Origin of the sequence: Streptomyces cupreus, assembly GCF_014257025.1 — a bacterium.
GTDB lineage: Bacteria > Actinomycetota > Actinomycetes > Streptomycetales > Streptomycetaceae > Streptomyces > Streptomyces cupreus.
Genome location: NZ_JACMSF010000004.1, coordinates 49,366 through 73,719, shown reverse-complemented (window position 1 = coordinate 73,719; position 24,354 = coordinate 49,366). Strand labels below are relative to the sequence as shown.

19 protein-coding genes, 2 tRNA genes and 1 pseudogene are annotated in these 24,354 nt (G+C 69.1%); 14 read left to right on the top strand and 8 right to left on the bottom strand.

All coding sequences use genetic code 11. The features are described from left to right. The first annotated feature begins 243 nt into the window (after positions 1-243). Positions 244-825, top strand: coding sequence for a biotin transporter BioY (locus tag H4N64_RS05055; protein WP_186280880.1), 582 nt, complete (start codon positions 244-246; stop codon positions 823-825). On the opposite strand, the pseudogene H4N64_RS05050 reads toward H4N64_RS05055, so the two are convergent. After that, positions 815-2,157, bottom strand: a pseudogene (locus H4N64_RS05050) (FAD-binding oxidoreductase). The gene H4N64_RS05055 and the pseudogene H4N64_RS05050 sit on opposite strands and share 11 nt — an antisense overlap. Before the next feature lie 67 nt (positions 2,158-2,224). Next, positions 2,225-2,950 carry a hypothetical protein gene (locus H4N64_RS05045; RefSeq protein WP_186281043.1) on the bottom strand — a complete coding sequence of 242 codons (726 nt, stop codon included), beginning with the start codon at positions 2,948-2,950 and terminating at the stop codon, positions 2,225-2,227. Between the two features lie 241 nt (positions 2,951-3,191). On the opposite strand from H4N64_RS05045, the gene H4N64_RS05040 reads away from it, so the two are divergent. Then, a complete protein-coding gene (locus tag H4N64_RS05040) occupies positions 3,192-4,892 on the top strand; it encodes a serine/threonine-protein kinase (RefSeq protein ID WP_418896243.1) in 1,701 nt (566 codons plus the stop codon). A gap of 50 nt (positions 4,893-4,942) precedes the next feature. Here H4N64_RS05040 and H4N64_RS05035 read toward each other — a convergent pair whose 3' ends face one another. Then, positions 4,943-6,430, bottom strand: a complete 1,488-nt coding sequence (locus H4N64_RS05035) for an amino acid permease (protein ID WP_186280878.1) — start codon at positions 6,428-6,430, stop codon at positions 4,943-4,945. 216 nt (positions 6,431-6,646) lie between these two features. Between H4N64_RS05035 and H4N64_RS05030 the strand changes: the two genes are divergently transcribed. Both H4N64_RS05030 and H4N64_RS05025 read left to right on the top strand, forming a co-directional pair. Further along, complete coding sequence (locus tag H4N64_RS05030) at positions 6,647-7,132, top strand: ribose-5-phosphate isomerase (protein ID WP_186280877.1); 486 nt, start codon at positions 6,647-6,649, stop codon at positions 7,130-7,132. 947 nt (positions 7,133-8,079) lie between these two features. After that, positions 8,080-8,907, top strand: coding sequence for an Fpg/Nei family DNA glycosylase (locus H4N64_RS05025; RefSeq protein ID WP_186280876.1), 828 nt, complete (start codon positions 8,080-8,082; stop codon positions 8,905-8,907). A 25-nt stretch (positions 8,908-8,932) separates the two neighbouring features. Here the strand turns inward: H4N64_RS05025 and H4N64_RS05020 are convergent, their stop codons facing one another. Beyond that, positions 8,933-10,189 (bottom strand): GNAT family N-acetyltransferase, encoded by a 1,257-nt coding sequence (locus tag H4N64_RS05020; protein ID WP_186280875.1) that lies wholly within the window; start codon positions 10,187-10,189, stop codon positions 8,933-8,935. Between the two features lie 162 nt (positions 10,190-10,351). Here H4N64_RS05020 and H4N64_RS05015 point away from each other — a divergent pair, with 162 nt between their 5' ends. Both H4N64_RS05015 and H4N64_RS05010 read left to right on the top strand, forming a co-directional pair. After that, positions 10,352-11,542: a PP2C family protein-serine/threonine phosphatase gene (locus H4N64_RS05015; RefSeq protein ID WP_186280874.1), complete on the top strand. Its 1,191-nt coding sequence runs from the start codon at positions 10,352-10,354 to the stop codon at positions 11,540-11,542. Further along, positions 11,539-11,985, top strand: a complete 447-nt coding sequence (locus tag H4N64_RS05010) for an HD domain-containing protein (RefSeq protein WP_186280873.1) — start codon at positions 11,539-11,541, stop codon at positions 11,983-11,985. The genes H4N64_RS05015 and H4N64_RS05010 overlap by 4 nt, the downstream gene beginning before the upstream one ends. Positions 11,986-12,067: 82 nt before the next feature. Here the strand turns inward: H4N64_RS05010 and H4N64_RS05005 are convergent, their stop codons facing one another. Beyond that, positions 12,068-13,183, bottom strand: a complete 1,116-nt coding sequence (locus H4N64_RS05005) for an acyltransferase family protein (RefSeq protein ID WP_186280872.1) — start codon at positions 13,181-13,183, stop codon at positions 12,068-12,070. A 455-nt stretch (positions 13,184-13,638) separates the two neighbouring features. Here H4N64_RS05005 and H4N64_RS05000 point away from each other — a divergent pair, with 455 nt between their 5' ends. Further along, positions 13,639-13,833, top strand: a complete 195-nt coding sequence (locus tag H4N64_RS05000; protein ID WP_150949237.1) for a hypothetical protein — start codon at positions 13,639-13,641, stop codon at positions 13,831-13,833. Here the strand turns inward: H4N64_RS05000 and H4N64_RS04995 are convergent. Together H4N64_RS04995 and H4N64_RS04990 are read right to left on the bottom strand one after the other, a co-directional pair. After that, the gene (locus H4N64_RS04995) at positions 13,830-13,973 is read right to left on the bottom strand and encodes a hypothetical protein (protein WP_186280871.1); all 144 of its coding nucleotides are present in this window, start codon (positions 13,971-13,973) and stop codon (positions 13,830-13,832) included. The two genes, H4N64_RS05000 and H4N64_RS04995, sit on opposite strands and share 4 nt — an antisense overlap. Before the next feature lie 70 nt (positions 13,974-14,043). After that, a tRNA-Gly gene (locus tag H4N64_RS04990) sits at positions 14,044-14,114 on the bottom strand. A gap of 130 nt (positions 14,115-14,244) precedes the next feature. Between H4N64_RS04990 and H4N64_RS04985 the strand changes: the two genes are divergently transcribed. From H4N64_RS04985 to clpX, 5 genes are all read left to right on the top strand, one after another. Next, positions 14,245-14,321: transfer RNA gene (locus tag H4N64_RS04985), tRNA-Pro, on the top strand. A 170-nt stretch (positions 14,322-14,491) separates the two neighbouring features. Then, entirely contained in the window at positions 14,492-15,892 is a 1,401-nt protein-coding gene (gene tig, locus H4N64_RS04980; protein ID WP_186280870.1) for a trigger factor, read from the top strand. Positions 15,893-16,178: 286 nt separating this feature from the next. After that, positions 16,179-16,787, top strand: a complete 609-nt coding sequence (locus tag H4N64_RS04975) for an ATP-dependent Clp protease proteolytic subunit (protein WP_186281042.1) — start codon at positions 16,179-16,181, stop codon at positions 16,785-16,787. Positions 16,788-16,878: 91 nt separating this feature from the next. Continuing rightward, positions 16,879-17,559, top strand: a complete 681-nt coding sequence (locus H4N64_RS04970; RefSeq protein WP_186280869.1) for an ATP-dependent Clp protease proteolytic subunit — start codon at positions 16,879-16,881, stop codon at positions 17,557-17,559. A 160-nt stretch (positions 17,560-17,719) separates the two neighbouring features. Continuing rightward, on the top strand, positions 17,720-19,009 hold the full coding sequence (gene clpX / locus H4N64_RS04965; RefSeq protein ID WP_150949225.1) for an ATP-dependent Clp protease ATP-binding subunit ClpX: 1,290 nt from the start codon (positions 17,720-17,722) through the stop codon (positions 19,007-19,009). Between the two features lie 72 nt (positions 19,010-19,081). Here clpX and H4N64_RS04960 read toward each other — a convergent pair whose 3' ends face one another. Next, positions 19,082-20,023, bottom strand: coding sequence for a hypothetical protein (locus H4N64_RS04960; protein WP_186280868.1), 942 nt, complete (start codon positions 20,021-20,023; stop codon positions 19,082-19,084). Positions 20,024-20,159: 136 nt separating this feature from the next. Between H4N64_RS04960 and H4N64_RS04955 the strand changes: the two genes are divergently transcribed. Both H4N64_RS04955 and folC read left to right on the top strand, forming a co-directional pair. Then, a complete protein-coding gene (locus H4N64_RS04955; protein WP_186280867.1) occupies positions 20,160-22,784 on the top strand; it encodes a valine--tRNA ligase in 2,625 nt (874 codons plus the stop codon). An 83-nt stretch (positions 22,785-22,867) separates the two neighbouring features. Then, positions 22,868-24,352, top strand: coding sequence for a bifunctional tetrahydrofolate synthase/dihydrofolate synthase (folC, locus tag H4N64_RS04950; protein WP_186280866.1), 1,485 nt, complete (start codon positions 22,868-22,870; stop codon positions 24,350-24,352). Positions 24,353-24,354: the final 2 nt, after the last annotated feature.

Below are 24,354 nucleotides of genomic sequence, written 5' to 3'. Positions count from 1 at the left end.
TACGGGACCCCTCACAGCCGCCGGTTGGTGGATCCCTACAGACCGGCCGACCGGCCCCCGCGTGACCTGCATGTCCTCACCTCAGTGACCGGTATCACGCCGTACCGCGCGTAACCGCTTCCCTTTGTGCAGAGCCCACCAAGCCCACGTTCCGGCCTTTGTCGACCACTGACGGTGATCGGCTCAAGGCCCCTGGGATAGCGTCGCCGTGTCCCAGCCTGCCCTCACCTCCGCGGAGTCCCCATGAGCACCGCCGCTGTCGCCGCCCCCGCCCGCACCGGACAGGTCCTCGCCGACCTGCTCCCCGCCTCCCGTGTCCGGGACATCGCGCTCGTGGCCGGCGGCGCCGCGCTCACCGGGCTCGCCGCCCAGATCGCCGTGCCGGTGCCCGGCACCCCGGTCCCGGTGACCGGCCAGACCTTCGCTGCGCTGCTCGTCGGCACCGCACTCGGCGCCCGCCGTGGTGTCGCGTCGCTCGCCCTGTACGCGCTGGCCGGCCTCGCGGGCGTGCCGTGGTTCGCGGACGGGGGCCACGGCTTCAGCGTCTCCTTCGGTTACATCCTCGGCATGCTCCTCGCCTCCGCCGCCGTCGGCGCCCTGGCCCGCCGGGGCGCCGACCGCTCGATGCTGCGCATGGCCGGCACGATGCTCCTCGGCGAGGCGATCATCTACGCGATCGGCGTCCCGTACCTGGCCTTCGCGGCCGACATGTCCGCCTCCGCCGCCATCGCGGCCGGCCTCACGCCGTTCCTCATCGGCGACGCCCTGAAGGCGGCCCTGGCGATGGGCCTGCTGCCCACGGCCTGGAAGCTGCTCAAGAAGTAAGCCTCCGGAAGAGGTTCGCCGGGTCGTACCGACCCTTCACCCCGGCGAGCCTCTTCCGCGTCTCGTCGTCGTACAGCCCCTCGGTCCGGTCCCCGGCCCCGAAGGCGAAGTTGAGTGAGCGCCCCAGCGTCTTTGTGGCGAGCAGCGCGAAGGCGGGATCCAGAATCTCCCGCGCTCGCTCCCGGTCCGCCATGGTCAGCAGCCGCACCAGGAACTTCCCGTCCCGGTACGGCACCGCGTTCGCCGCGGGTGCGGCCAGTGCCCCACCCAGATGATTGATCTGTACGACCACCATGGCGCCGGCGTCCGGACCGGTACGGGCGAGGAGCTGAGCCACCTTCTCGGTGTCCAGCTCACTCAGCACCGCACTGTCCCCGTAGTAGGCGTGCGGAAAGTCCGGGTCGCTGTGGATGGTGTGGCTCTCGGCGTAGGGCATCTCCCGCAGCGAGTCGGCCGACACCGGGCCGATCCTCCGCAGCGGCTCGACGAGCCGTTCGCCGTCGTCGCCCGTGCAGGCGACCCGCACCGAAATGACGTACCGCCCCCGCAGTTGCGGCGGCATCGCCGGGATGTCCGGATACGGTACGGCCGCGAAGGACGAGGTCAGCGCGTCCGGCAGGGTCCACGTCCACTCCGCGTACGCCCCCAGCACGGCCGCCGGATCGACCTGGCCGCCGTCGAAGGCGAGGGAGCCGCCGTAGAGCGTGCGGACGGGGACAAGGCCGATCTCCAGCTCGGTGACGACACCGAGGCTGTGGCCGCCGCCGAGGAGGGCCCAGTACAGGTCGGACTCCGGGGTGACATGGCGCAGTTCGCCGTCGGCGGTGACGAGATCGAGGGAGCGGACGTGGTCGGCCGCGTACCCGAACTCCCGGGCCAGGATGCCGAGTCCGCCGCCCAGCGTGTAGGACACGGCACCGACGGACGGGGCCGATCCTCCCCCACTGCTCAATGCGTGGGAGGTGCCCCCATTCGCGGCGCGAGTCCGTGCGGCGCCGCCGCCTCGACGACCTGGCCCCAGCGCACGCCCGCCTGGACACGGGCGGTGCGGGTCTCGGGGTCGATGGTCACCCGGTCCATGCGCCGGGTCGTGATCAGGACCCCGCCCTCGGCGGAGCCGGGCAGTCCGTGTCCGGTGGCCTGGACGGCGACGGGCAGGTTCCGGGCGGCCGCGTGACGGACGGCGGCGGTCACGTCGGCGGCGGTGCGGGCGGGGACGATCAGTTCGGGCCGCTGGGTGAACCCGGTCTGGAACCCGGCGAGTTCATCGTCGTAGCCGGGCTCGCAGGGGTGCAGGAGGGGCAGGTCGGTCAGATGCCGCGTGGAGGTCATGGCACGAAGGATGGCCGGACAACCTGACAGGTACCGTCAGGTTATCCGGGCCGATCGGATCTTCCGCTCAGCTCTCCTGTCGCACCGGCCGCCGAAGCTGCGACCACCACAACCCGGCCGCGCCCGCCGCGATCAGCGCCGCCCCGGCCGCCCCCAGCGGCAGGACGTCCCGCTTGGCGCCGGTCTCCGCGAGCTCGTCACCGCCGGGCGCCACCGGCTTGTTGTCGGTGCCCAGCAGCAGCGGGGTGGCCGGGGCGTTCGGCGACGGGTTCGTCGTACCGAACGGCACCGGGCCCTGCTGCCAGTACGTCTTGTCACCCGACGTGGTCTGGACGGGCAGGCAGATCCTGCCCTTCTTGCTCAGGTCGTACGTCGCCTCGACGTCGTACGATTTCGAGTCACCGGCCGCGAGATTGTCCACCGGGCAGGCGAATCCACTGTTCGAACCCTCCGGCAGATCGCTTTCGGTGATCTGTGAACAGCCCTGAACATTCTTGACCGTAAGGCCGTCGAATCCGACGACGAGAAGCTTGATCTCTCCGCTGTCCTCGGTCCCTTCGTTTTTCACCGTGGCGGTAATCGCCGTCTCCTGCGACTTGTTGTCGACCGAGATCTTCTCGGGCAGAGTCGTGGTCAGTTCCACTCCTGCCGGTGCCTCGTCGACGGCCTTTCCCCCCTTGCTGCTCTGAGGTCCCTGGTCATCCGCGACGGCGGTGAACGGAAAGATCATCACCGCCGAGAAAGATGCTGCAACCAGCGATCCCGCGATGGTCGTCGTACGACGAGAACTCATGTTCGTCCCCCTTGGCTGCGCCTGAATTCGCAGTACTTGAAGAGGTACCACAAGATTTCTCCGCACTATGCTGGTGTGGCGCGAAGTGTGACCATCGTGTTTCAAACGGACAGGCTTCATGGGGTAATTGAGGGGGTGCAGCGGATTGCCGGGGAATACGGGAAACACGAGGAGTGGCGGGGTTCCAGGGCTACTGGTGACCGGGCGCTATCGACTGGTCGAAAGTATCGGACAGGGGGGAATGGGGCGGGTGTGGCGGGCCGCCGACGAAATACTCGACCGGCCGGTGGCGATCAAGGAGATGCGGATAGACGGACTCGACCCCGAGGACACCCGCACCCGCCGCGAACGCACCCTGCGCGAGGCCCGGGCCAGCGCCCGCATCGACCACCCCAACGTGGTGCGCGTGTACGACGTCGTGGACGAGGGCGAACGGCTATGGATCGTCATGGAGTTGGTCGCAGGACGCTCCCTGGAACAGCTCCTCGCGGAGGAGGGCCCACTGGGTCCCGCGGAGGCGGCACGCATCGGCCTCGGCCTGGTGGCCGCGCTGCGCCAGGTGCATGAACGGGGCGTTCTGCACCGGGACATCAAACCTGGCAACGTCCTGGTGGAGACGCGGGCGCGGCGCGTGGTCCTGACGGACTTCGGCATCGCGGCGATCCAGGACGCCAAGGCGCTCACCATGGTGGGGATGCTGGTCGGCTCGCCCGACTACATGGCCCCCGAGCGGGTCTCCGGGCGTCCGCAGGGACCGCCGTCGGACATCTGGTCGCTGGGCGCGACCCTGTGCGCGGCCCTGGGCGGCCGCTCCCCGTTCTCCCGGGACACCACCCTGGCCACCCTGCACGCGGTCCTGTACGAGGAGCCGGAACTCCCCGCGTCGGCAGGCCCGTTGACCGGCATCCTGGCGGCCCTGCTGGAGAAGGAGCCGGAGGTCCGCCCGGGCCTCGGGGACCTGGAGAACGCCCTCCAGCCGATCGCGTTCCCGCCTCCCACGCCCACGGTCGCGGTGGCTACGGCGGAGGAGGCGCCGGAGGAGACAGCGACAGCGGAGCCGGAGCCCGCGTCTCCAGAGCCCGCCGACACCCCACCCCCCGAAGAACACCGGCCCACCCACGACTTCGGCCGCCGTCGCCCCGCCGTCCCCCTCGGCGCCGGTGTCTCCCTGGCCCGTGAGAAGACGAAGCCGGCCGCGGCCTTGCATCACGAGGCCGAGACGGAACGGCGACACGAGGCCGAGACGGAACGCCGACCGACCCCCGCCCCCGACCCTCAGCCCATGGCCCCGGGCGAGCTTCCAGGCCCCGCGGTGCCCGCCCGCCCTCGCCCGTCGCGCCGTCGCCCCGGTCTTCTCGCCGCCGTGGGAGTCGTCACCGCCGGGGCCGTGGTGGCCGTGGTCCTGCTCCTGAACCCCGGTGGCTCGCCCGAGGACGACAAGGCGGGCGGCTCGACGTCCTCCTCCGCGTACTCGCCCTCTCCCTCGCCCACCGTGGAGGGCACCTCCCGCCCGCAGACCCTGCCGCCGGGAGCGCGCACGGAGGCAGGCGGTTTTGCGTGGGTGCCGCCCGAGGGCTGGCGGCGGGACGTGAAGACGGGCGCGGAGGTGCACTACACCTCGCCCGACGGCAGGCAGGAGCTCGTCGCGAAGTCCTCCCTCGCCCGCGGCGACCTCATGGAGACCTGGGAGACCTCGGAACAGAACGCCCACCAGGGGCAGGCGTACCGGAAGATCCGCCTGGAGGAGACGACGTTCCGCGGCTATCCGGCGGTCGTCTGGGAGTACACCTTCACGCTCAAGGGCGTCCCCTGGCACGCCCAGTTGCTGGGCTTCAACGAGAAGGGGAAGTCGTACCAGATCAACACGTGGTACCAGCCGGACATCGAGGACCAGGCGCTCGGCACCTACGACGAGGTCAAGGACAGCTTCACCATCCTGTGAGCACGGGAAAGGGGGCCCCGAGGGGCCCCCTTCCGCGAACTTCGACCGGATCAGCCGACGTTGACCTCGTCGGCGTCGAGGTCGGCCTCGGCCCGCACCTTCACGGCGGGAGCCGAGCCGCCGCCGCGGATCTTCTCCTTGATGAAGGCGATGGCCAGTACGACCGCCGCGACCAGCAGCGACAGCAGCACCGTGTCGCGTCCGTCGTGCTCGGTGTCGGTGAGCATGTAGCCGAGGACGAACACGATCAGCGCGGCCGTGGCCCAGGTCAGGTACGGGTACAGCCACATCCGGACGACGAGCTTCTCCGGAGCCTCGGCCTGGATGATCTTCCGCATGCGCAGCTGCGAGAAGCAGATGACCAGCCAGACGAACAGGGCCACCGCACCACTGGAGTTGACCAGGAAGAGGAAGACGGAGTCCGGGAACTTGTAGTTGAAGAAGACGGCGACGAAGCCGAAGACGACGGAGGCGACGATCGCCGCGAGCGGCACACCACGGCTGGTGGTCTTCGCGAACGCCTTGGGCGCGTCACCGCGCTGGCCGAGGGAGAAGGCCATGCGCGAGGCCGTGTACAGACCGGAGTTGAGGCAGGACAGCACCGAGGTCAGCACGATGAAGTTCATGATCTGACCGGCGTGCGGGATGTCCAGGGATTCGAGGGCGGCGACGTAGGAGCCGTCCTCGGCGATAGCCTTGGAGTCCCAGGGCAGCAGCGAGACCACGACCAGGATCGAGCCCAGGTAGAAGACGGCGACACGCCAGATGATGCTGTTGGTCGCCTTGGTGACGGCCCGCTGCGGGTCCTCGGACTCGCCGGCGGCCAGCGTGGCGATCTCGCTGCCCATGAAGGAGAACACGACGAGCAGCACACCGGTGAGGATCGCGCCGGGCCCGTTCGGCAGGAAGCCGCCGTGCTCGGTGAGGTTGCTCAGCCCGGCCTGCTCGCTGTCGACGCCGGGCAGCAGGCCGAAGATCGCGAGCCCGCCGATGACGATGAACGCGGCGATCGCGACGACCTTGATACCGGCGAACCAGAACTCGAACTCGCCGTAGGAGCCGACGGAGACCAGGTTGGTGGCGGTCAGCACGACCATCACGATGAGCGCCCAGGCCCACTGCGGAACGGCCGGTATCCAGCCCTCAAGAATCACGGCACCGGCGGTCGCCTCGACAGCCAGCACCACGACCCAGAAGAACCAGTACAGCCAGCCGATGGAGAACCCGGCCCAGCGCCCGAGCGCCCGGTCGGCGTGCGCGGAGAAGGAGCCGGAGGTCGGATTGGCCGCGGACATCTCACCGAGCATCCGCATGACCAGCACCACGAGGGTGCCGACGAGGGCGTACGACAGGAGGATGCCGGGTCCCGCGGTGGCGATACCGGAGGAGGACCCGACGAAGAGTCCGGCGCCGATGACACCGCCGATGGCGATCATCGACAGATGACGGTTCTTGAGCCCGGCCTGGAGGCCATTGCCGGAATCGCCGGTGGCTCCAGGGTCCTTTTCAGCCTTCGACAGGGTCGGCTGCGAGGTCATAGGGGGGATTCCTTTGTGCCGGGAGTGCAGATTCCCGTACGAGCGGTGTACGGGTGCCTAACAAGTTGGTCCAGTGAATCGGAGGCAAAGCATTTATTGAACCTTTGATTCCAGATCGTTACTTGAGGTTTTCCTGAGGTTCTGTGGCGTTGCTCGCAGATTTCTGGATCAACCCCCGGGGCGGCTGCCCGGAAACGGCCGTGTCACACTCGTCGCATGCGCGTGTATCTCGGCTCCGACCATGCGGGCTACGAACTCAAGAACCACCTCGTCGACTGGCTCAAGGCGGCGGGCCATGACCCCATCGACTGCGGCCCCCACATCTACGACGCCCAGGACGACTACCCGCCCTTCTGCCTCCGCGCCGCCGAGCGCACCGCCTCCGACCCCGACGCCCTCGGCATCGTGATCGGCGGCTCCGGCAACGGCGAGCAGATCGCGGCGAACAAGGTCAAGGGCGTCCGCGCGGCCCTCGCCTGGAGCGAGGAGACCGCGGCCCTGGGCCGCCAGCACAACAACGCCAACGTCGTAGCGGTGGGCGCCCGCATGCACACCCAGGACGAGGCAACGAAGTTCGTGGAAACCTTCCTGGCCACCCCGTTCTCGGGCGACGACCGCCACATCCGCCGAATCGACATGCTGAAGACCTACGAGTCAACAGGCGACCTCCCTCCGATCCCCCCGCACCACCCGCAGCAGTAGGACCCCCCTGGCGCCACCCCGAAACGCCACCCGAAGCCCGCACTTTTTGAGCGCCGGTCCACGATTCAGCCGGTCCGGGCGTGAGCCCGGGTGCGCCATCCCGCCCCCACCCACCCGCAGGATGCTGCGCCCGCTCGCCCCTCCTGGCCTGTCCGGAGGGAGGCCGGGGTTGCCATCCCGAGCCCCCACCCACCCGCCGGGTGCGGCGCCGGTCGTTCCTCCCAGCCGTCCGGGGGGTGAGGCCGGGGGTTGCCCTCACCCACCTGTAGGGTGCTGCGCCCGGTCGCCCCTTCCGGCTTGTCCGGGGCTGTGAGGTCGGGGGTTGCTATCCCGAGCCCCTTCCCACCCGCAGGGTGCTGCGCCGGTTGTTCCTCCCAGCCGTCCGGGGGGTGAGGTCGGGGGTTGGCATCCCGAGCCCCCACCCACCTGCAGGGTGCTGTGCCCGGTCGCCCCTCCCGGCCTGTCCGGGGGGTGAGGCCGGGGGTTGCCCTCACCCACCTGTAGGGTGCTGCGCCCGGTTGCCCCTTCCGGCTTGTCCGGGGCTGTGAGGTCGGGGGTTGCTATCCCGAGCCCCTTCCCACCCGCAGGGTGCTGCGCCGGTTGTTCCTCCCAGCCGTCCGGGGGGTGAGGTCGGGGGTTGGCATCCCGAGCCCCCACCCACCTGCAGGGTGCTGCGCCCGGGCGCCCCTCCCGGCCTGTCCGGGGGAGGTGTGGGGCCGGGGGTTGGCATCCCGCGCCCCCACCCACCCGTAGGATGCTGCGCCAGCTGTTCCTTTCAGCCCGTCCGGCGTTTGAGGACGAGGCCCTTTCAGGGCCGACGGGGGTTCAGGGGGCGGAGCCCCTGGCGGGGTCGAAGGGGCGGAGCCCCTTCAGGATGGGACGGGTAGGGGCGGCGGGGGCGAAAAACTCCCGCCAACCCCACCACCGACGACACAAGAGGAGCCACCGTGCCTGAGGGGCACACCATCCACCGGCTGGCCAAGGACTACGCCGCCGCCTTCTCCGGCACAGCCCCCCAGGTCACCAGCCCCCAGGGCAAGTTCTCAGACGCCGCCGAACTGATCACCGGCACCGACCTCACCACCACCGAGGCCCACGGCAAACACCTCTTCCTCGGCTTCCGCGACACCGACTGGGTCCACATCCACCTCGGCCTCTTCGGCAAGGTCACCTTCGGCCCCACCCCCGCACCCCCGCCCACGGACACGGTCCGCCTCCGCCTGACGAACAGCACCGCGTACGTAGACCTCCGCGGCCCGACGACCTGCGCCCTGATCACCCCCGCCGAAAAGCAGGCCATACACGACCGCCTGGGCCCGGACCCCCTCCGCGAAGACGCGGACCCGAAGACGGCGTACCGACGCATCGCCCGCAGCCGCACCACGATCGCCGCCCTCCTCATGGACCAGAAGATCATCGCGGGTGTGGGCAACGTCTACCGCGCAGAAGTCCTCTTCCGACACGGCATCGACCCCTACCGAGCCGGCAAGGACATCACGCCCCAGCAGTGGGACGCCATCTGGACCGACCTCGTGGAACTCATGCACGAGGGCGTCCGCATCAACCGCATCGACACAGTCCGCCCGGAACACACCCCGGAAGCGATGGCCCGCCCACCCCGCGTGGACGACCACGGCGGCGAGGTCTACGTGTACCGCAGGGCCAACCTCCCCTGCCACATCTGTGGCGGCGAGATCCGCACCGCCGATCTCGCCGCCCGCAACCTCTTCTGGTGCCCGACCTGCCAAAAACCTGAGCCAGCCCAAAAACCCTGAGCCAGCCCAAAAACCTGAGCCGGTTCTAGAACCCGTGCGGCAACCAGGGCGCGACAGCCGAGGCGAACCCCACCGACGCCTCCGCCAACGCCCCCTGCCGCAACTCCCGCACCCGCCCGGCAGCCCCCAGCGACACCAGGCTCACCCCACCGAGATACGCCGACCCCAACTCCCGTACGGACAAGGCCAGATCCGCCGCGTCCTGGGTCCGCTCGCAGGACGCCCCCTTCGCGTCCCCCGACAGCCGCCAACGCCCGGAGTTCCAGGGGCAGAAGGCGTCCTCGACCTCCAACACCACATCCACCGGCGCCTGGTAGGTCCGAGCCTGAAGCGCCGCACCGACGTCGACGAGCCGGACGTACATCCCGTCCCGGTACCGCGGCCGGCACCGCCGTAGGTCCGACACCTGGTGCTGCCAGGCCTCGTCCATCGGCCGCCCGTGCACCTTCAGCGTCGTCGTGAGGTCGAGGTCGAACAGGAACCGCCACAGCGCGGCCTGCGCCGCCGCGTCCACCCCGGCCAGCTCCCGCAGATGCACAGCGCCGTTGTGCCCGGTGACCCCCCACTCCGGCCGCACCGCATAGCGGGCATAACCGACGGTCTCCCCGTCCCGCTCGGCCACCACGCACTGCAACGGCGACGCCCCGTCCCGCCCGTCCTCCGGATCGAGCACCCCGACCCGCTCCCAACCGGGCCGCACCCGCGCCAGCATCCCGGGCCGGGCGGGCACCAGCGCGGCGTACACGCTCTCGCACGCATCGACCACGTCCACCGGCTCCGCGTACCGCAGCCGTACGTCGTCCGTCCCGGCCGGCACCGACAACCGCACCCGGCTCGTATCGATCTCGGCGGCGAGCTGGAAGGTCGCGACGCCGTATCCGAACCGCCCGTAGATCGCGGGCTCGGACGCCGTCAGCACCGCCAGCGGCTCGCCCCAGGACCGTGCGTCGTCCAACTGCTTGCGCATCATCGACGTAAGGACTCCGCGCCGCCGGTGCGTGGCGGCGACCCCGACCATCGTCACGCCCGCCGCGGGCACCGACGCCCCGCCGGGCACGGTCACCCCGAACCGGAACGCCCCCGCGGAGCCCACGCACAGATCACCGTCCCAGGCGCCGAAGGAACGGTCGAACTCGGTGAGCCCCCGGTACAGTTCACGCTCCTCGGTGGGCTCAGGCAGCCCGCCGAAGGCACGCAGCAGGACGTCGTACCAGGTGTCCCAGTCCTCGGATGCCAGCTCCCGCAGCTCGATCGTGGAACCGGTCGTGAAGTGTGTCCCCATGTGCCATGCCTACCAGGGCAATGCGGGACGAGCCAGGGAATTTCCGCCAGGTTGCCGCGTGATGGCTTCTCGTGAAGTTCACTGTGAAGTTGAGCCTCGGACGGGGGACAAGTGGGACCTCACGTGCCAAGCAGCTGGTCCGATGGATAGGGTCCCGAACTAATGGCAGCAGGACGAGAGCGGCGCGCGGCCGCCGATACGTTCGCGGCCCGGTTGCGGATGCAGTGGCACCGGGTCCGCGTCGGCCTGCGCAGAAGCGCCGTCGACTACTTCCGCGGCGACGGCTCCGACTGGATCGCGCTGGCCGGACTGCTGCTCACCGTCCCGCTGATCACGGCCACGACTCTGGCCAATTCGGTGTGGTGCTCACCGGCCGCGCTGGTCCTCCCGATCGTCGCCGGCGGACTGCTGCTGCGCCCGGCCAGCCTGCTCGGCCTGTACGCGGCAGCGGCCACCGCGCTCATCGTGGAGTCGGTGCAACTCGGCCCGTACACCGAGGGCGCCGCCCGGGTCACCCCGGGCGTGGTCCTGGTGGTCGCGGCCTGCGGGTTCGTCGGTCTGCTGATCGCGCAGTTCCGCAGCCGGGTCGGCGTGCCCTGGCGGCGCGGCGGCACCATGCTGTTCGACCTGCGTGAACGCATCCGGGTGCAGAGCAAGCTGCCGCAACTGCCGACCAGCTGGCACCGCGAGATGGCGCTGCGCCCGGCGGGCGGCCAGTCGTTCTCCGGTGACTTCGTTGTCGCGGCCCGGACGAACGGCGGCCGAACCCTGGAGGTCGTCCTCACGGACGTCTCCGGCAAGGGCATGGACGCGGGCTCGCGCGCCCTGCTGCTCTCGGGCGCTTTCGGCGGCCTGCTCGGCTCCCTGCCCCCGCACGCCTTCCTCCCGGCGGCGAACGGCTACCTCCTGCGCCAGGACTGGGACGAGGGCTTCGCCACCTCCATCCACCTCGTCCTGGACCTGGACTCCGGCGACTACGAGCTCTACTCCGCCGGCCACCCACCGGGCCTCCAGCTCAGCGCGGGCAGCGGCCGCTGGGAGGAGAAGGCCGCCGAGGGCCCACTGCTGGGCGTGTACGACGGCGCCCAGTTCGACCCCGTGAAGGGCTCGCTGCGGCCCGGGGACGTGTTGATGCTGTTCACAGACGGACTGGTGGAAACCTCCGACCGCGACATCGTCGAGGGCATCGACCGCCTCACCGGCGAGGCCGACCGCTATGTCGCGGGCGGCTTCCACGGAGCGGCCTGGCATCTGATCGAGGCGGTGGCCAAGGACGTCAACGACGACCGCGCGCTGCTGCTCATCTGCCGTGAGGGTCCTACGGTGACGGCGCAGGCGGGGATCCAAGCGTGACGCTCCCCGTCCCCGAGGTCGAGGCCATCGTCCGTGCCGCCCACGAGGGCCAGACGGACAAGGCGGGCCGGCCCTACGCCGAGCACCTGAAGGCCGTGGCCGACGGCGTCCGCGCCTGTGGCGGCGACGAGGACCAGATCGCGGCGGCCTGGCTGCACGACGCCGTCGAGGACGACGCCCTCACCGAGCAGTGGCTGCACGAGGCCGCGCTGAGCCGCCGTACGAAGGACATCGTGCTCGCGGTCACGAAGCGGGCGGGGGAGCCTCCGGAGGAGTACGCCGCGCGGATCCTCGGCACGCCGGGCGCGCTGCTGGTGAAGGAGGCGGACCTGGCGCACAACGCGGATCCGGTGCGTTTGGCGGTCCTGGACGAGGCGACCCGCACACGCCTGACCGAGAAGTACGCGCGGATGCGCGCACTTCTCGGCCTACGGTCGCCGTAACTCCCTGAGAGGCGCGGGGCTGTATCGATGTGCGGCTCCGCCGCGTGGGCGCGACCGGCCCCCACCGGCCCGCAGCCGAAACTCAGCCGCGAACTTTCTCCCGCTCCCGGGCCAGTTCCGCCGCGTCCCTCCTGAAGGCCCACTTCATGTCGGGCTCCATCACAAACCGGAACGCCCGCCTCACCGGCGAGGTGCACAGCAGGGTGACACCCACGGCCGCCAGGACGGTGACGAAGATCTCGCCGAGCGGCCGGTGCAGCCACTCGGGCTCGAACCAGCCCTGGTAGTCGCCGGCCTTCACCATGAAGCCGTGCAGCAGATAGCCGTACAGCGTGCCCGCGCCGAGCGCCGTGAACCACATATGACGACGCGGCACCCAGGCGAAGAAGCAGGCGGTCAGCACCAACGAGCAGCCGAACAGCGCGAGCACCATGACGGGCCCCGTCCACCAGGGAGCGCCCAACTCCTGTGCGGAATCACGGTGATAGAACCAGCCGGTGTTCATACGCGGCACGGCCCACCAGCCGAAGGCCACCGCCACCGCGAACACCGGTACGGACAGGATCCGCACCTCGCGCCGACGCACCCACTGGAAGTGCTCGGCCTTCATGTTCAGGCCCAGCACGAAGAACGGCAGGAACTGCAGCACGCGCTGGAGGTCGAGGTCGTCGCCGATCTCCGGGCTGACGGACGCCAGCATCGCGATCCCGAGCGCGACCGGCAGCGGCCAACGGATCAGCTTCCAGATCGGCGTGGTCAGCCGCCAGACGAACAGGGCGACCAGGAACCAGGTGAGGTACCAGGGGTCGAGCAGGCTGATGTCCATGCCCGGGTCGTCGTCGATGGCCCGCTTGAACAGCGGATAGGCGGTCTCGAAGACGATGTACGGCACGGCGACGCCGGTGATCAGGCGTCGCAGCCGGTCGGGGCGCATGTCGAAACTGCGCGAGAAGTAGCCGGAGACGATGATGAACGCCGGCATGTGGAAGGCGTACACGACCATGTACAGGCCTTCGAGGATCCGGCTGTCGCCCTTGAGGGGCTCCCAGGCGTGGCCGACGGCCACCAGCACGATCGCCAGGAACTTGGCGTTGTCGAAGAAGGCGTCGCGCTGCTTGCCTGGTGGGCGCGGAATCGGCACTGGCGCTCTGTGATGGCCGTTCGGTGCCTTTACGGGGGACGAGGCAGCGTGGAACATCTGAGGCACCTTAGCGGCGGCTGTGCGTATTAGTAAAACGCGCGCCGTCATTACTGCTTATGAAGGGTGAACGGGGAGCCGTGGAGCCCAAGATGCGCCCACCTTGTGCCGTTTAATCCATGCTAAATAGTACATAAGGCCAGGTTTGGTAGGGGACTTGGTGACGCTTGATGCGTGCCTGTGATGGCAATTCGAAATACCCGCGAACACGTTGTGTGGACATGGAAACGATCACGTCGAATTCCCCGTGCGAGTGGCGCTTCGAATTACAGTGCGGGGCGCACCGAACGGCCGCCCGCGCGGCCCGGCGCCCCCCGAACCGGCCGGAGTTGTGACCGCCGATGCCTCACCCGCCGCATACGGCGGGCCTGTTGGTGGCACGATGGTTCTGGCGGGGGTGCGCGGGGCCGGCACCCCCGGGCCGGGAGAGCGGACGACCGAGGGTGTGATCAGTTGTGGCCATTTCGCTGTCAGTGGTGCTGCTGTTGGCGATCATCTTGGTGGTGTTGATTCGTGGCGGCTCCCTCAAGGCCGGCCCCGCAGTGGTCGCCGTCCTCTTCGGCTTCTTCCTTGCCTCCACCGGCATGGCCGACGACATCCAACGGTTCCTCGACTCGATAGCCGAAACGATCAACTCGATCCAGTTCTAGGAACCGGGCACACGCGCCGCAGCGGCCCGGGCACCCGGTGATCGGTCCTGCGTCCCCTGAGGCACGTCGTACGCGTCACCCAGCCCCGGCAGCCGCGCCATCGTGTTGCCCCCGCCCAGCGACATGACCTCGGTCTTCATGCGCTCCCCCGTAAAGCACCCAGGGCTGGACCCGAGGAGTGATCCTCCGGTCCGGCCCTGAGCCGTACAGAGCGGGCGACGGGAATCGAACCCGCGTAGCTAGTTTGGAAGACTAGGGCTCTACCATTGAGCTACGCCCGCACAGGACGCGCCGCAGGTCAGGTGACCGCGGCACTGCAGGCATCGTAGCGGGTCGGCACCCCTGGACGCACACCCCATAAATGCGGCAGCCCCACTGCCTGCGGGCATGTACCCTACGTGTCGCACCTGACGGGGTGTGGCGCAGCTTGGTAGCGCGTCCGCTTTGGGAGCGGAAGGCCGTGGGTTCAAATCCCGCCACCCCGACCACCTGCTGGATCATCCCCAGTGATCGCCTTTGGGTCGTTCAGCGGCTGCGGTTACTATGCAAGCTGCGCGCCCGTGTGTCTCTCACTCCCTGAAGTCCTCCGGGCGGCGAATCCGCCGGACCAGTCTGGCTCCGGCAGAAACCAAGAAGTCAGCCACAAGGAGACCGAACCGTGAAGAGCGCCGTGGAGACCCTGAACCCGACCCGGGTTCGGCTCACTGTCGAGGTGCCCTTCGAGGAGCTCAAGGACAGCCTCGACGCGGCGTACAAGAAGATCAACCAGCAGGTCACGGTGAAGGGCTTCCGCAAGGGCAAGATCCCCGCCCGGGTCATCGACCAGCGGTTCGGCCGCGGTGCGGTTCTGGAGGAGGCCGTCAACGACGCGCTCCCGAGGTTCTACGAGCGCGCCGTGAACGAGGCCGAGGTCAACGTCCTGGGCCAGCCCGAGGTCGACATCACCGAGCTGAAGGACGGCGAGACGCTGAACTTCACCGCCGAGGTCGACGTCCGCCCGACCATCGAGATCCCGGACTACTCCGGCATCGAGGTCGAGGTCGACGCCGTCGAGGTCACCGACGAGGACATCGACAAGTCGGTCGAGCAGCTCCGCGAGCGCTTCGCCTCGACCTCCCCGGTCGAGCGCGCCGCCGAGGACGGCGACGTCGTCACGATCGACCTGCAGGCCAAGGTCGACGGCGAGGTCCTGGAGGACGGCGTCGCCGAGGGCGTCTCCTACACCATCGGCTCCGGCGAGCTCCTCGACGGCATCGACGACGCCGTGAAGGGCCTGGAGGCCGGGGCCGAGGCCACCTTCACCTCCGAGCTCAAGGGCGGCTCCGCGGCCGGCAAGGAGGCCGAGGTCACCGTCAAGGTCACCCAGGTCGCCGCACGCGAACTGCCCGCGCTGGACGACGACTTCGCGCAGCTGGCCTCCGAGTTCGACACCCTCGACGAGCTCAAGGCCGACAGCCGCAAGCGCCTTGAGAACATGAAGCAGTACGACCAGGCCACGCAGGCCCAGGAGCGCGTCCTGGAGAAGCTGCTGGAGCTCGTCGAGGTGCCCGTCCCCGAGAAGCTGCTCGAGGACGAGATCAACACCCGCAAGCACAACCTGGAGCACCACCAGCTCGGCCAGATGGGCCTCGACCTCGCGAAGTACCTGGAGATCCAGGGCAAGACCGAGGAAGAGTTCGATGCCGAGACCAAGGAAGCCGCGGTCAAGGGCATCAAGACCCAGTTCGTCCTCGACGAGCTCGTCAAGCAGGAGAAGCTCAACGTCAACCAGGAGGAGCTCACCGAGCACCTCATGCGGCGCGCGGCCTCCTCCGGCATGTCCCCCGACCAGTTCGCCCAGGCCGTCGTCGAGGGCGGCCAGGTTCCGCTCCTGGTCGGCGAGGTCGCCCGCGGCAAGGCCCTGGCCGTCGTGGTCGAGAAGGCCACGGTCAAGGACACCAACGGCGAGATCATCGACCTGGACGACGAGGACGAGATCGAGACGGCCGCGGACGTCGCCGCCGAGGCCACGGAGGCCGACGCCACGGACGCGGAGACCGAGGAGAAGACCGAGGGCTGAGCCCACGGCACCTCGTAGATCGTAGGAAGGGCCCTGGGGACACATTCCCCGGGGCCTTTCTGCCATACGGTGAGTGGCCCGCAGCCGCCCGTGTACGAAATGTCACCACGGCGCTACGCCCCCGGCGAACACTCCCCGCTCCGGGATTCCCTGAAGGGACCAGCGCGTTAGGGTCCATGAGTACGGGGGCAGGGGAGTCGGCGAAACCGCCGGAGGCCCCCGGCAGGGAAACGTAAGACGGCCCGGCGCCGTCGTAAGACGAGCAGGTGGATACGTGACGAATCTGATGCCCTCCGCCGCCGGCGAGCCTTCCATCGGTGGTGGCCTCGGTGACCAGGTCTACAACCGGCTGCTCAACGAGCGGATCATCTTCCTCGGCCAGCCGGTCGATGACGACATCGCGAACAAGATCACCGCGCAGCTGCTGCTCCTTGCCGCTGACCCGGACAAGGACATCTACCTCTACATCAACAGCCCCGGCGGTTCGATCACGGCCGGCATGGCGATCTACGACACCATGCAGTTCATCAAGAACGACGTGGTGACCATCGCCATGGGCCTCGCCGCCTCGATGGGCCAGTTCCTGCTCAGCGCGGGCACCCCCGGCAAGCGCTTCGCGCTGCCGAACGCCGAGATCCTGATCCACCAGCCGTCCGCCGGCCTCGCCGGCTCGGCCTCGGACATCAAGATCCACGCCGAGCGGCTGCTGCACACCAAGAAGCGCATGGCCGAGCTCACGGCCCAGCACACCGGCCAGACGATCGAGCAGATCACCCGCGACTCGGACCGCGACCGCTGGTTCGACGCCTTCGAGGCCAAGGATTACGGCCTCATCGACGACGTCATCCCGACGGCCGCCGGCATGCCGGGCGGCGGCGGTACCGGAGCGGCGTAAAGGCCTGTACAGGCCCCGCAGGACCCCACAGGGCCGTACGAGCCTCCACCCGCCCCCCCAGCCACCGCCACAGCCCCTTTTTGGAGACACCGTGAACACCTTCCCCGGCAGCGGCCGCTACGACCGCCCGCAGGCCGAGTACACCGGCCCCGTCGCCGAGTCCCGCTACGTCATCCCGCGCTTCGTCGAGCGCACCTCGCAGGGCATTCGTGAGTACGACCCGTACGCGAAGCTCTTCGAGGAGCGCGTGATCTTCCTCGGCGTGCAGATCGACGACGCCTCCGCCAACGACGTCATGGCGCAGCTGCTGTGCCTGGAGTCGATGGACCCCGACCGGGACATCTCGGTCTACATCAACAGCCCCGGTGGCTCCTTCACCGCGCTGACGGCCATCTACGACACGATGCAGTTCGTGAAGCCGGACATCCAGACGGTCTGCATGGGCCAGGCCGCCTCCGCCGCCGCCGTTCTGCTGGCCGCCGGTACGCCCGGCAAGCGCATGGCGCTGCCGAACGCGCGCGTGCTGATCCACCAGCCGTACAGCGAGACGGGCCGCGGTCAGGTCTCGGACCTGGAGATTGCCGCGAACGAGATCCTCCGGATGCGCTCGCAGCTGGAGGAGATGCTGGCCAAGCACTCCACCACGCCGATCGAGAAGATCCGCGAGGACATCGAGCGCGACAAGATCCTCACGGCCGAGGACGCCCTGTCGTACGGCCTGATCGACCAGATCATCTCCACCCGGAAGATGAACAACGCCGCCGTGCGCTGACGCGGAGGCTGTATCGTCGGCCGCCCCTTGGCACGGTGCACGACAAAGTGAACCGTGCCAAGGGGGGCCCGAACGAGGGCCCCGGCAAGGTACCGTCGGATTAAGGCAGCACCAGGAGCCGCTGGACCTAGGCGTCTCCCAGGCGAAGGGGAAGCACACCGTGGCACGCATCGGTGACGGCGGCGATCTGCTCAAGTGCTCGTTCTGCGGCAAGAGCCAGAAGCAGGTCAAGAAGCTCATCGCAGGGCCCGGTGTGTACATCTGCGACGAGTGCATCGATCTCTGCAACGAGATCATCGAGGAAGAGCTCGCGGAGACCAGCGAGGTGCGCTGGGAGGAGCTTCCGAAGCCCCGCGAGATCTACGAGTTCCTTGAGGGCTACGTGGTCGGCCAGGAGGCGGCCAAGAAGGCGCTCTCCGTCGCGGTGTACAACCACTACAAGCGGGTCCAGGCCGGTGAGAACGGCGGCGCCCAAGGCCGCGACGACGCCATCGAGTTGGCGAAGTCGAACATCCTTCTGCTGGGCCCCACGGGCTCCGGGAAGACCCTGCTGGCCCAGACGCTCGCCCGGATGCTCAACGTCCCGTTCGCGATCGCCGACGCGACGGCGCTGACGGAGGCGGGCTATGTCGGCGAGGATGTCGAGAACATCCTGCTGAAGCTGATCCAGGCGGCGGACTACGACGTCAAGAAGGCCGAGACCGGGATCATCTACATCGACGAGATCGACAAGGTCGCGCGGAAGAGTGAAAACCCGTCGATCACGCGCGATGTGAGCGGCGAGGGCGTGCAGCAGGCCCTGCTCAAGATCCTCGAAGGCACGACGGCCTCGGTGCCGCCCCAGGGTGGGCGCAAGCACCCCCACCAGGAGTTCATCCAGATCGACACGACGAACGTCCTGTTCATCGTGGGCGGCGCCTTCGCGGGCCTGGAGAAGATCATCGAGTCGCGGGCGGGTGCGAAGGGCATCGGCTTCGGCGCGACGATCCGCTCGAAGCGCGAGCTGGAGGCGAAGGACCAGTTCGAGGACGTCATGCCCGAGGACCTGGTCAAGTTCGGCATGATCCCCGAGTTCATCGGCCGCCTCCCGGTGATCACGTCGGTCCACAACCTGGACCGCGAGGCCCTGCTCCAGATCCTGGTAGAGCCCCGCAACGCCCTGGTGAAGCAGTACCAACGCCTCTTCGAACTCGACGGCGTGGAGCTGGACTTCGAACGCGAGGCCCTGGAAGCCATTGCCGACCAGGCCATCCTCCGCCAGACAGGCGCGCGGGGCCTGCGCGCCATCATGGAGGAAGTCCTGATGTCCGTGATGTACGAGGTCCCGTCCCGCAAGGACGTGGCCCGAGTGGTCATCACAGCAGACGTCGTCCACTCGAACGTGAACCCGACGCTGATTCCGCGGGACGCGCGGAACGGGCGAGGACCGGGGGAGCAGAAGACGGCATAGGCCCAGCCGACATGCGAAGGGGCCCCGGTCAATTGACCGGGGCCCCTTCGTCGTTGCCGCGAGTGACAGGCGTCAGAGCTTGACGCGAACTTCCTTGCGGAACTTGGCGGTGAGCGCGGCCGCCTCCGTCGGGTCGGTCTCCTTGCCGGCCGCGATGTCGGCGATCTCCATGGGCATCACGAAGCCGATGGTGCTGTAGTCGCCCCAGATGCAGTACGTCATGTTCATCTCGGACGGCTCACCCGAGCCCGCGGCGGCCTCGGTGTTCTCCATCGTGGCCTGCTGGCACTTCAGGACGGTGCCGTCGAACCCCTCGGGGGTGTACGCCTTCGGCTCGCCCTTCATGGTGACGTCGTCCTTCTCCGCGTCCTTCTTCATGTACGCGAAGAGCCCGTCGACCGCCTTCTCGGGGTCCTCGATGTCGCCGTAGACACCGCCGAACGTCAGCAGCTTGCCCGCCAGCGGGTTGCTCTCGTCCTCGCCCGCCTGGTAGTTCGCGCTGACGTCCTTGGGGTTCTTCACGCCCCAGTCCTCGGCGTTCTCCAGGTCCTCCTTCGTCATCGCGCCGTCCGAGCCGTCGCCCTCGGCCTTCTTGTACTCCGTGAGGACCGTGGCCGGCGTGGTGAGCTTGTGCGGGCCGTCGTCCCCGGCGGCCGTGTCGCTACCGCCCCCGCCGATGACGAAGTACGCGCCCACCGCGACGGCCGCCACCACAGCCACCGCGCCGAGGATGATCCCCGTCTTCTTCTTGCCGCCGCCCGGGGCCGGGGGCTGGGGGACGGTGCCGTACTGCGGCTGCTGGCCGTAGGGGGGCTGTCCGCCGTACGGCTGCTGCTGCGGCGGGACGCCGCCCTGCTGCGGGTAGCCGTAACCCGGCTGCGGGGCCTGCGGCTGCTGGGGGTAGCCATAGCCGGGCTGCGGGGCCTGCGGCTGCTGGCCGTACGGACCCGGCTGGCCGTACGGACCGGGCTGCTGGGGCTGCCCGCCGTACGGGCCCGGCTGGTTGTAGCTCATTACTGGGTTCCCCTCCAGATGCTTATGTGGTCCTGACATCCTGGACCAGGCGGGGGGCGCGCGGTGCATCGGGGCCCCCACCGTTACAGAACAAAGGCGTTTCGGGACACCACCGCGACACCCCTAAACTGACCCCGTGACCGAGAACGCTCAGCAGCAGCCACCAGCGCCCAACACCGAACTGCCGACCCAGTACGCGCCGGCCGATGTAGAGGGGCCGCTGTACGAGCGCTGGGTAGAGCGCGGTTACTTCGAGGCGGACGACAAGGGCGACAAGCCGCCGTACACCATCGTCATCCCGCCGCCGAACGTCACCGGCAGCCTGCACCTGGGCCACGCCTTCGAGCACACCCTCATCGACGCGCTGACCCGTCGCAAGCGCATGCAGGGCTACGAGACGCTCTGGCAGCCCGGCATGGACCACGCAGGCATCGCCACCCAGAACGTCGTCGAGCGCGAGCTCGGCAAGGAGGGCAAGTCCCGGCACGACCTCGGCCGTGAGGCCTTCGTCGAGCGGGTCTGGCAGTGGAAGGGCGAGTCCGGCGGGCAGATCTCCGGGCAGATGCGGCGGCTCGGCGACGGTGTCGCCTGGTCCCGTGAGCGCTTCACCATGGACGAGGGGCTCTCGCAGGCCGTTCAGACCATCTTCAAGCGGCTCTACGACGACGAGCTCATCTACCGCGCCGAGCGGATCATCAACTGGTGTCCGCGCTGTCTGACGGCCATCTCCGACATCGAGGTCGAGTACCAGGACGACGAGGGCGAGCTCGTCTCCATCCGGTACGGCGAGGGCGACGACGCCATCGTCGTCGCGACGACCCGCGCCGAGACGATGCTCGGTGACACCGCCGTCGCCGTTCACCCCGAGGACGAGCGCTACCGCCACCTCGTCGGCCGCGAGATCGAGCTGCCGCTCACCGGCCGCCGTATCCCCGTCGTCGCCGACGAGCACGTCGACCCCGAGTTCGGCACCGGCGCCGTCAAGGTCACCCCGGCCCACGACCCGAACGACTTCGAGATCGGCCAGCGCCACGACCTGCCGGCCGTCACGATCATGGACGAGCACGCCGTCATCACCGCCCACGGCCCCTTCCAGGGCCTGGACCGCCTGGAGGCCCGTTCGGCGATCGTCGCCGCGCTGCGCGCCGAGGGCCGGATCGTCGCGGAGAAGCGGCCGTACGTCCACTCCGTCGGCCACTGCTCGCGCTGCAAGACCACCATCGAGCCGCGCCTGTCGATGCAGTGGTGGGTCAAGGTCGGCCCGCTGGCGAAGGCGGCCGGTGACGCCGTCCGCGACGGCCGCGTCAAGATCCACCCGCAGGAGATGGAGAAGCGGTACTTCGACTGGGTCGACAACCTCCACGACTGGTGTATTTCACGGCAGTTGTGGTGGGGCCACCGCATCCCGGTCTGGTACGGCCCGAATGGTGAAGTCGTCTGCGTCGGGCCGGATGACGAGGCCCCGTCCGGCGAGGGCTGGCACCAGGACACCGATGTCCTCGACACCTGGTTCTCCTCCGGCCTGTGGCCCTTCTCCACCCTCGGCTGGCCCGAACAGACCGAGTCGCTCGCGAAGTTCTACCCGAACTCCGTCCTGGTCACCGGCTACGACATCCTCTTCTTCTGGGTCGCCCGGATGATGATGTTCGGCCTCTACGCGATGGACGGCACCCCGCCCTTCCACACCATCGCCCTGCACGGCATGGTCCGCGACCAGTTCGGCAAGAAGATGTCGAAGTCCTTCGGCAACGCGGTCAACCCGCTGGACTGGATGGACAAGTACGGCTCCGACGCGCTCCGGTTCACCCTCGCGCGCGGCGCCAACCCCGGCGTCGACGTCCCGATCGGCGAGGACTGGGTCCAGGGCTCGCGCAACTTCGCCAACAAGATCTGGAACGCCACGCGCTTCGCGCTGATGAACGGCGCGACGATCGAGGGCGAACTGCCTTCTGCGGAGCGGATGTCGGCGACGGACCGCTGGATCCTCTCCCGCCTGAACTCCGTTGTCGCCGAAGTCGACGCGCTCTACGAGGACTTCCAGTTCGCGAAGCTCTCCGACGCGCTGTTCCACTTCGCGTGGGACGAGGTCTTCGACTGGTACGTCGAGCTGTCCAAGACCACGTTCCAGGCGGGCGGCGAGCCGGCCGAGGTCTCCAAGCGGGTCCTGGGCGAGGTCCTCGACGTCACGCTGAAGCTGCTGCACCCGGTGGTCCCGTTCGTCACGGAGACCCTCTGGACCACCCTCACGGGTGGCGAGTCGGTCGTCATCGCCGAGTGGCCGAACGACAGCGGCTTCCGGGACCGGGCGGCCGAGCAGGAGATCGAGAGCCTCCAGTCGGTCATCACCGAGGTCCGCCGCTTCCGTGCCGACCAGGGCCTCCAGCCGGGCCAGCGGGTCCCGGCCCGCCTGACTCTGGACGGGACGGCTCTGGCCCCCCACGAGGCGGCCATTCGCCAGCTCCTGCGCCTCCAGCCGGAGGGCGACGCCTTCACGGCCACGGCGACCCTCCCCGTCGCGGGCGCGGAGGTCGCGCTCGACCTCTCGGGCACGATCGACGTCGCGGCGGAGCGCAAGCGCCTCGCGAAGGACTTGGCCGCGGCGGAGAAGGAGAAGGCCCAGGCCACGGCGAAGCTCGGCAACGAGGCGTTCCTGGCGAAGGCCCCGGACAACGTGGTGGAGAAGATCCGCGGCCGCCTGACGAAGGCGGACGAGGACATCACGAGGATCCAGGCCCAGCTGGACAGGCTGCCGGAGGCGTAAGTCGCGTTTGAAGGCCCCCGGTGCTGCGACAGCTCCGGGGGCCTTCAGCTACGTATGTCAGTCCGCCTCCGTAGACTGACCCCGTGAGTGAAAGCGACCCCTTCGACGAGATCATCGCGGAAGAGACCGACCGCGACCCCGATCTCGCGGTCATCGAGGCCGGCAGCCGTACCCTCCGTACCCAGGGCGGTCCGCCGCAAGCGGACGTACCCGCACGCCCCGAGGACCCCGAGGTCGACAAGGCCCTGCGCGAAGTCGAAGCGGAGCTCGCCACGAGGTGGGGCGAGACCAAGCTGGAGCCCTCGGTCAGCCGTATCGCCGCGCTGATGGACGTGCTGGGCGAGCCGCAGCGCTCGTACCCCTCGATCCACATCACCGGGACGAACGGCAAGACCTCCACCGCCCGCATGATCGAGGCCCTCCTCGGCGCCTTCGAGCTGCGCACCGGCCGGTACACGAGCCCGCACGTCCAGTCGGTCACCGAGCGGATCAGCCTGGACGGCGCCGCGATCTCGGCCGAGCGGTTCATCGAGACGTACAACGACATCAAGCCGTACATCGAGATGGTCGACGCCCAGCAGGAGTACCGGCTGTCCTTCTTCGAGGTGCTGACCGGCATGGCGTACGCCGCCTTCGCGGACGCGCCCGTCGACGTGGCCGTCGTCGAGGTCGGCATGGGCGGTTCCTGGGACGCCACGAACGTCATCGACGGTGACGTCGCCGTCGTCACCCCCATCGACCTCGACCACACCGACCGGCTCGGCGAGACGCCCGCCGAGATCGCCACCGAGAAGGCCGGGATCGTCAAGCAGGACGCCACCGTGATCCTGGCCCAGCAGCCGGTGGACGCGGCGCAGGTGCTGCTGAAGAAGGCCGTGGAGGTCGACGCGACGGTCGCCCGTGAGGGCCTGGAGTTCGGGGTGGTCTCCCGGCGGGTCGCGGTCGGCGGACAGCTGGTCACCCTGCGGGGTCTCGGCGGTGAGTACGCGGAGGTCTATCTCCCGCTGCACGGCGCCCACCAGGCGCACAACGCCGCCGTGGCGCTCGCCGCCGTGGAGGCGTTCTTCGGTGTCGGCGCCCTGCGCGCCGAGCCGCTCGACATCGACACCGTCCGCAAGGCCTTCGCGGCCGTCTCCTCGCCGGGCCGCATGGAGGTCGTGCGCACGTCGCCGACCATCGTGCTGGACGCCGCGCACAACCCGGCCGGCGCCCGGGTGACCGCGGAGGCGATCGGGGAGGCCTTCGACTTCAGCCGGCTGATCGGCGTGGTCGGTGCCAGCGGCGACAAGAACGTGCGCGGGCTGCTGGAGGCCTTCGAGCCGATCTTCGCCGAGGTTGTGATCACGCAGAACTCCAGCCATCGCGCGATGGACGCCGACGAGCTGGCCGCCATCGCCGTCGAGGTGTTCGGCGACGAGCGGGTGCAGGTCGAGCCGCGGCTGCCGGACGCCCTGGAGGCCGCGATCACGCTGGCCGAGGAGGAGGGCGAGTTCGCGGGCGGCGGTGTGCTGGTCACCGGTTCCGTCATCACCGTGGGCGAGGCCCGACTGCTGCTCGGGAAGGGCTGAGG

Coding starts and splice junctions, on each gene's coding strand:
- H4N64_RS05055 (WP_186280880.1), top strand. CDS start 244: ATGAGCACCGCCGCTGTCGCCGCCCCCGCCCGCACCGGACAGGTCCTC.
- H4N64_RS05045 (WP_186281043.1), bottom strand. CDS start 2,950: ATGAGTTCTCGTCGTACGACGACCATCGCGGGATCGCTGGTTGCAGCA.
- H4N64_RS05040 (WP_418896243.1), top strand. CDS start 3,192: ATGGGGCGGGTGTGGCGGGCCGCCGACGAAATACTCGACCGGCCGGTG.
- H4N64_RS05035 (WP_186280878.1), bottom strand. CDS start 6,430: ATGACCTCGCAGCCGACCCTGTCGAAGGCTGAAAAGGACCCTGGAGCC.
- H4N64_RS05030 (WP_186280877.1), top strand. CDS start 6,647: ATGCGCGTGTATCTCGGCTCCGACCATGCGGGCTACGAACTCAAGAAC.
- H4N64_RS05020 (WP_186280875.1), bottom strand. CDS start 10,189: ATGGGGACACACTTCACGACCGGTTCCACGATCGAGCTGCGGGAGCTG.
- H4N64_RS05015 (WP_186280874.1), top strand. CDS start 10,352: ATGGCAGCAGGACGAGAGCGGCGCGCGGCCGCCGATACGTTCGCGGCC.
- H4N64_RS05005 (WP_186280872.1), bottom strand. CDS start 13,183: ATGTTCCACGCTGCCTCGTCCCCCGTAAAGGCACCGAACGGCCATCAC.
- H4N64_RS04995 (WP_186280871.1), bottom strand. CDS start 13,973: ATGAAGACCGAGGTCATGTCGCTGGGCGGGGGCAACACGATGGCGCGG.
- H4N64_RS04975 (WP_186281042.1), top strand. CDS start 16,179: ATGCCCTCCGCCGCCGGCGAGCCTTCCATCGGTGGTGGCCTCGGTGAC.
- H4N64_RS04960 (WP_186280868.1), bottom strand. CDS start 20,023: ATGAGCTACAACCAGCCGGGCCCGTACGGCGGGCAGCCCCAGCAGCCC.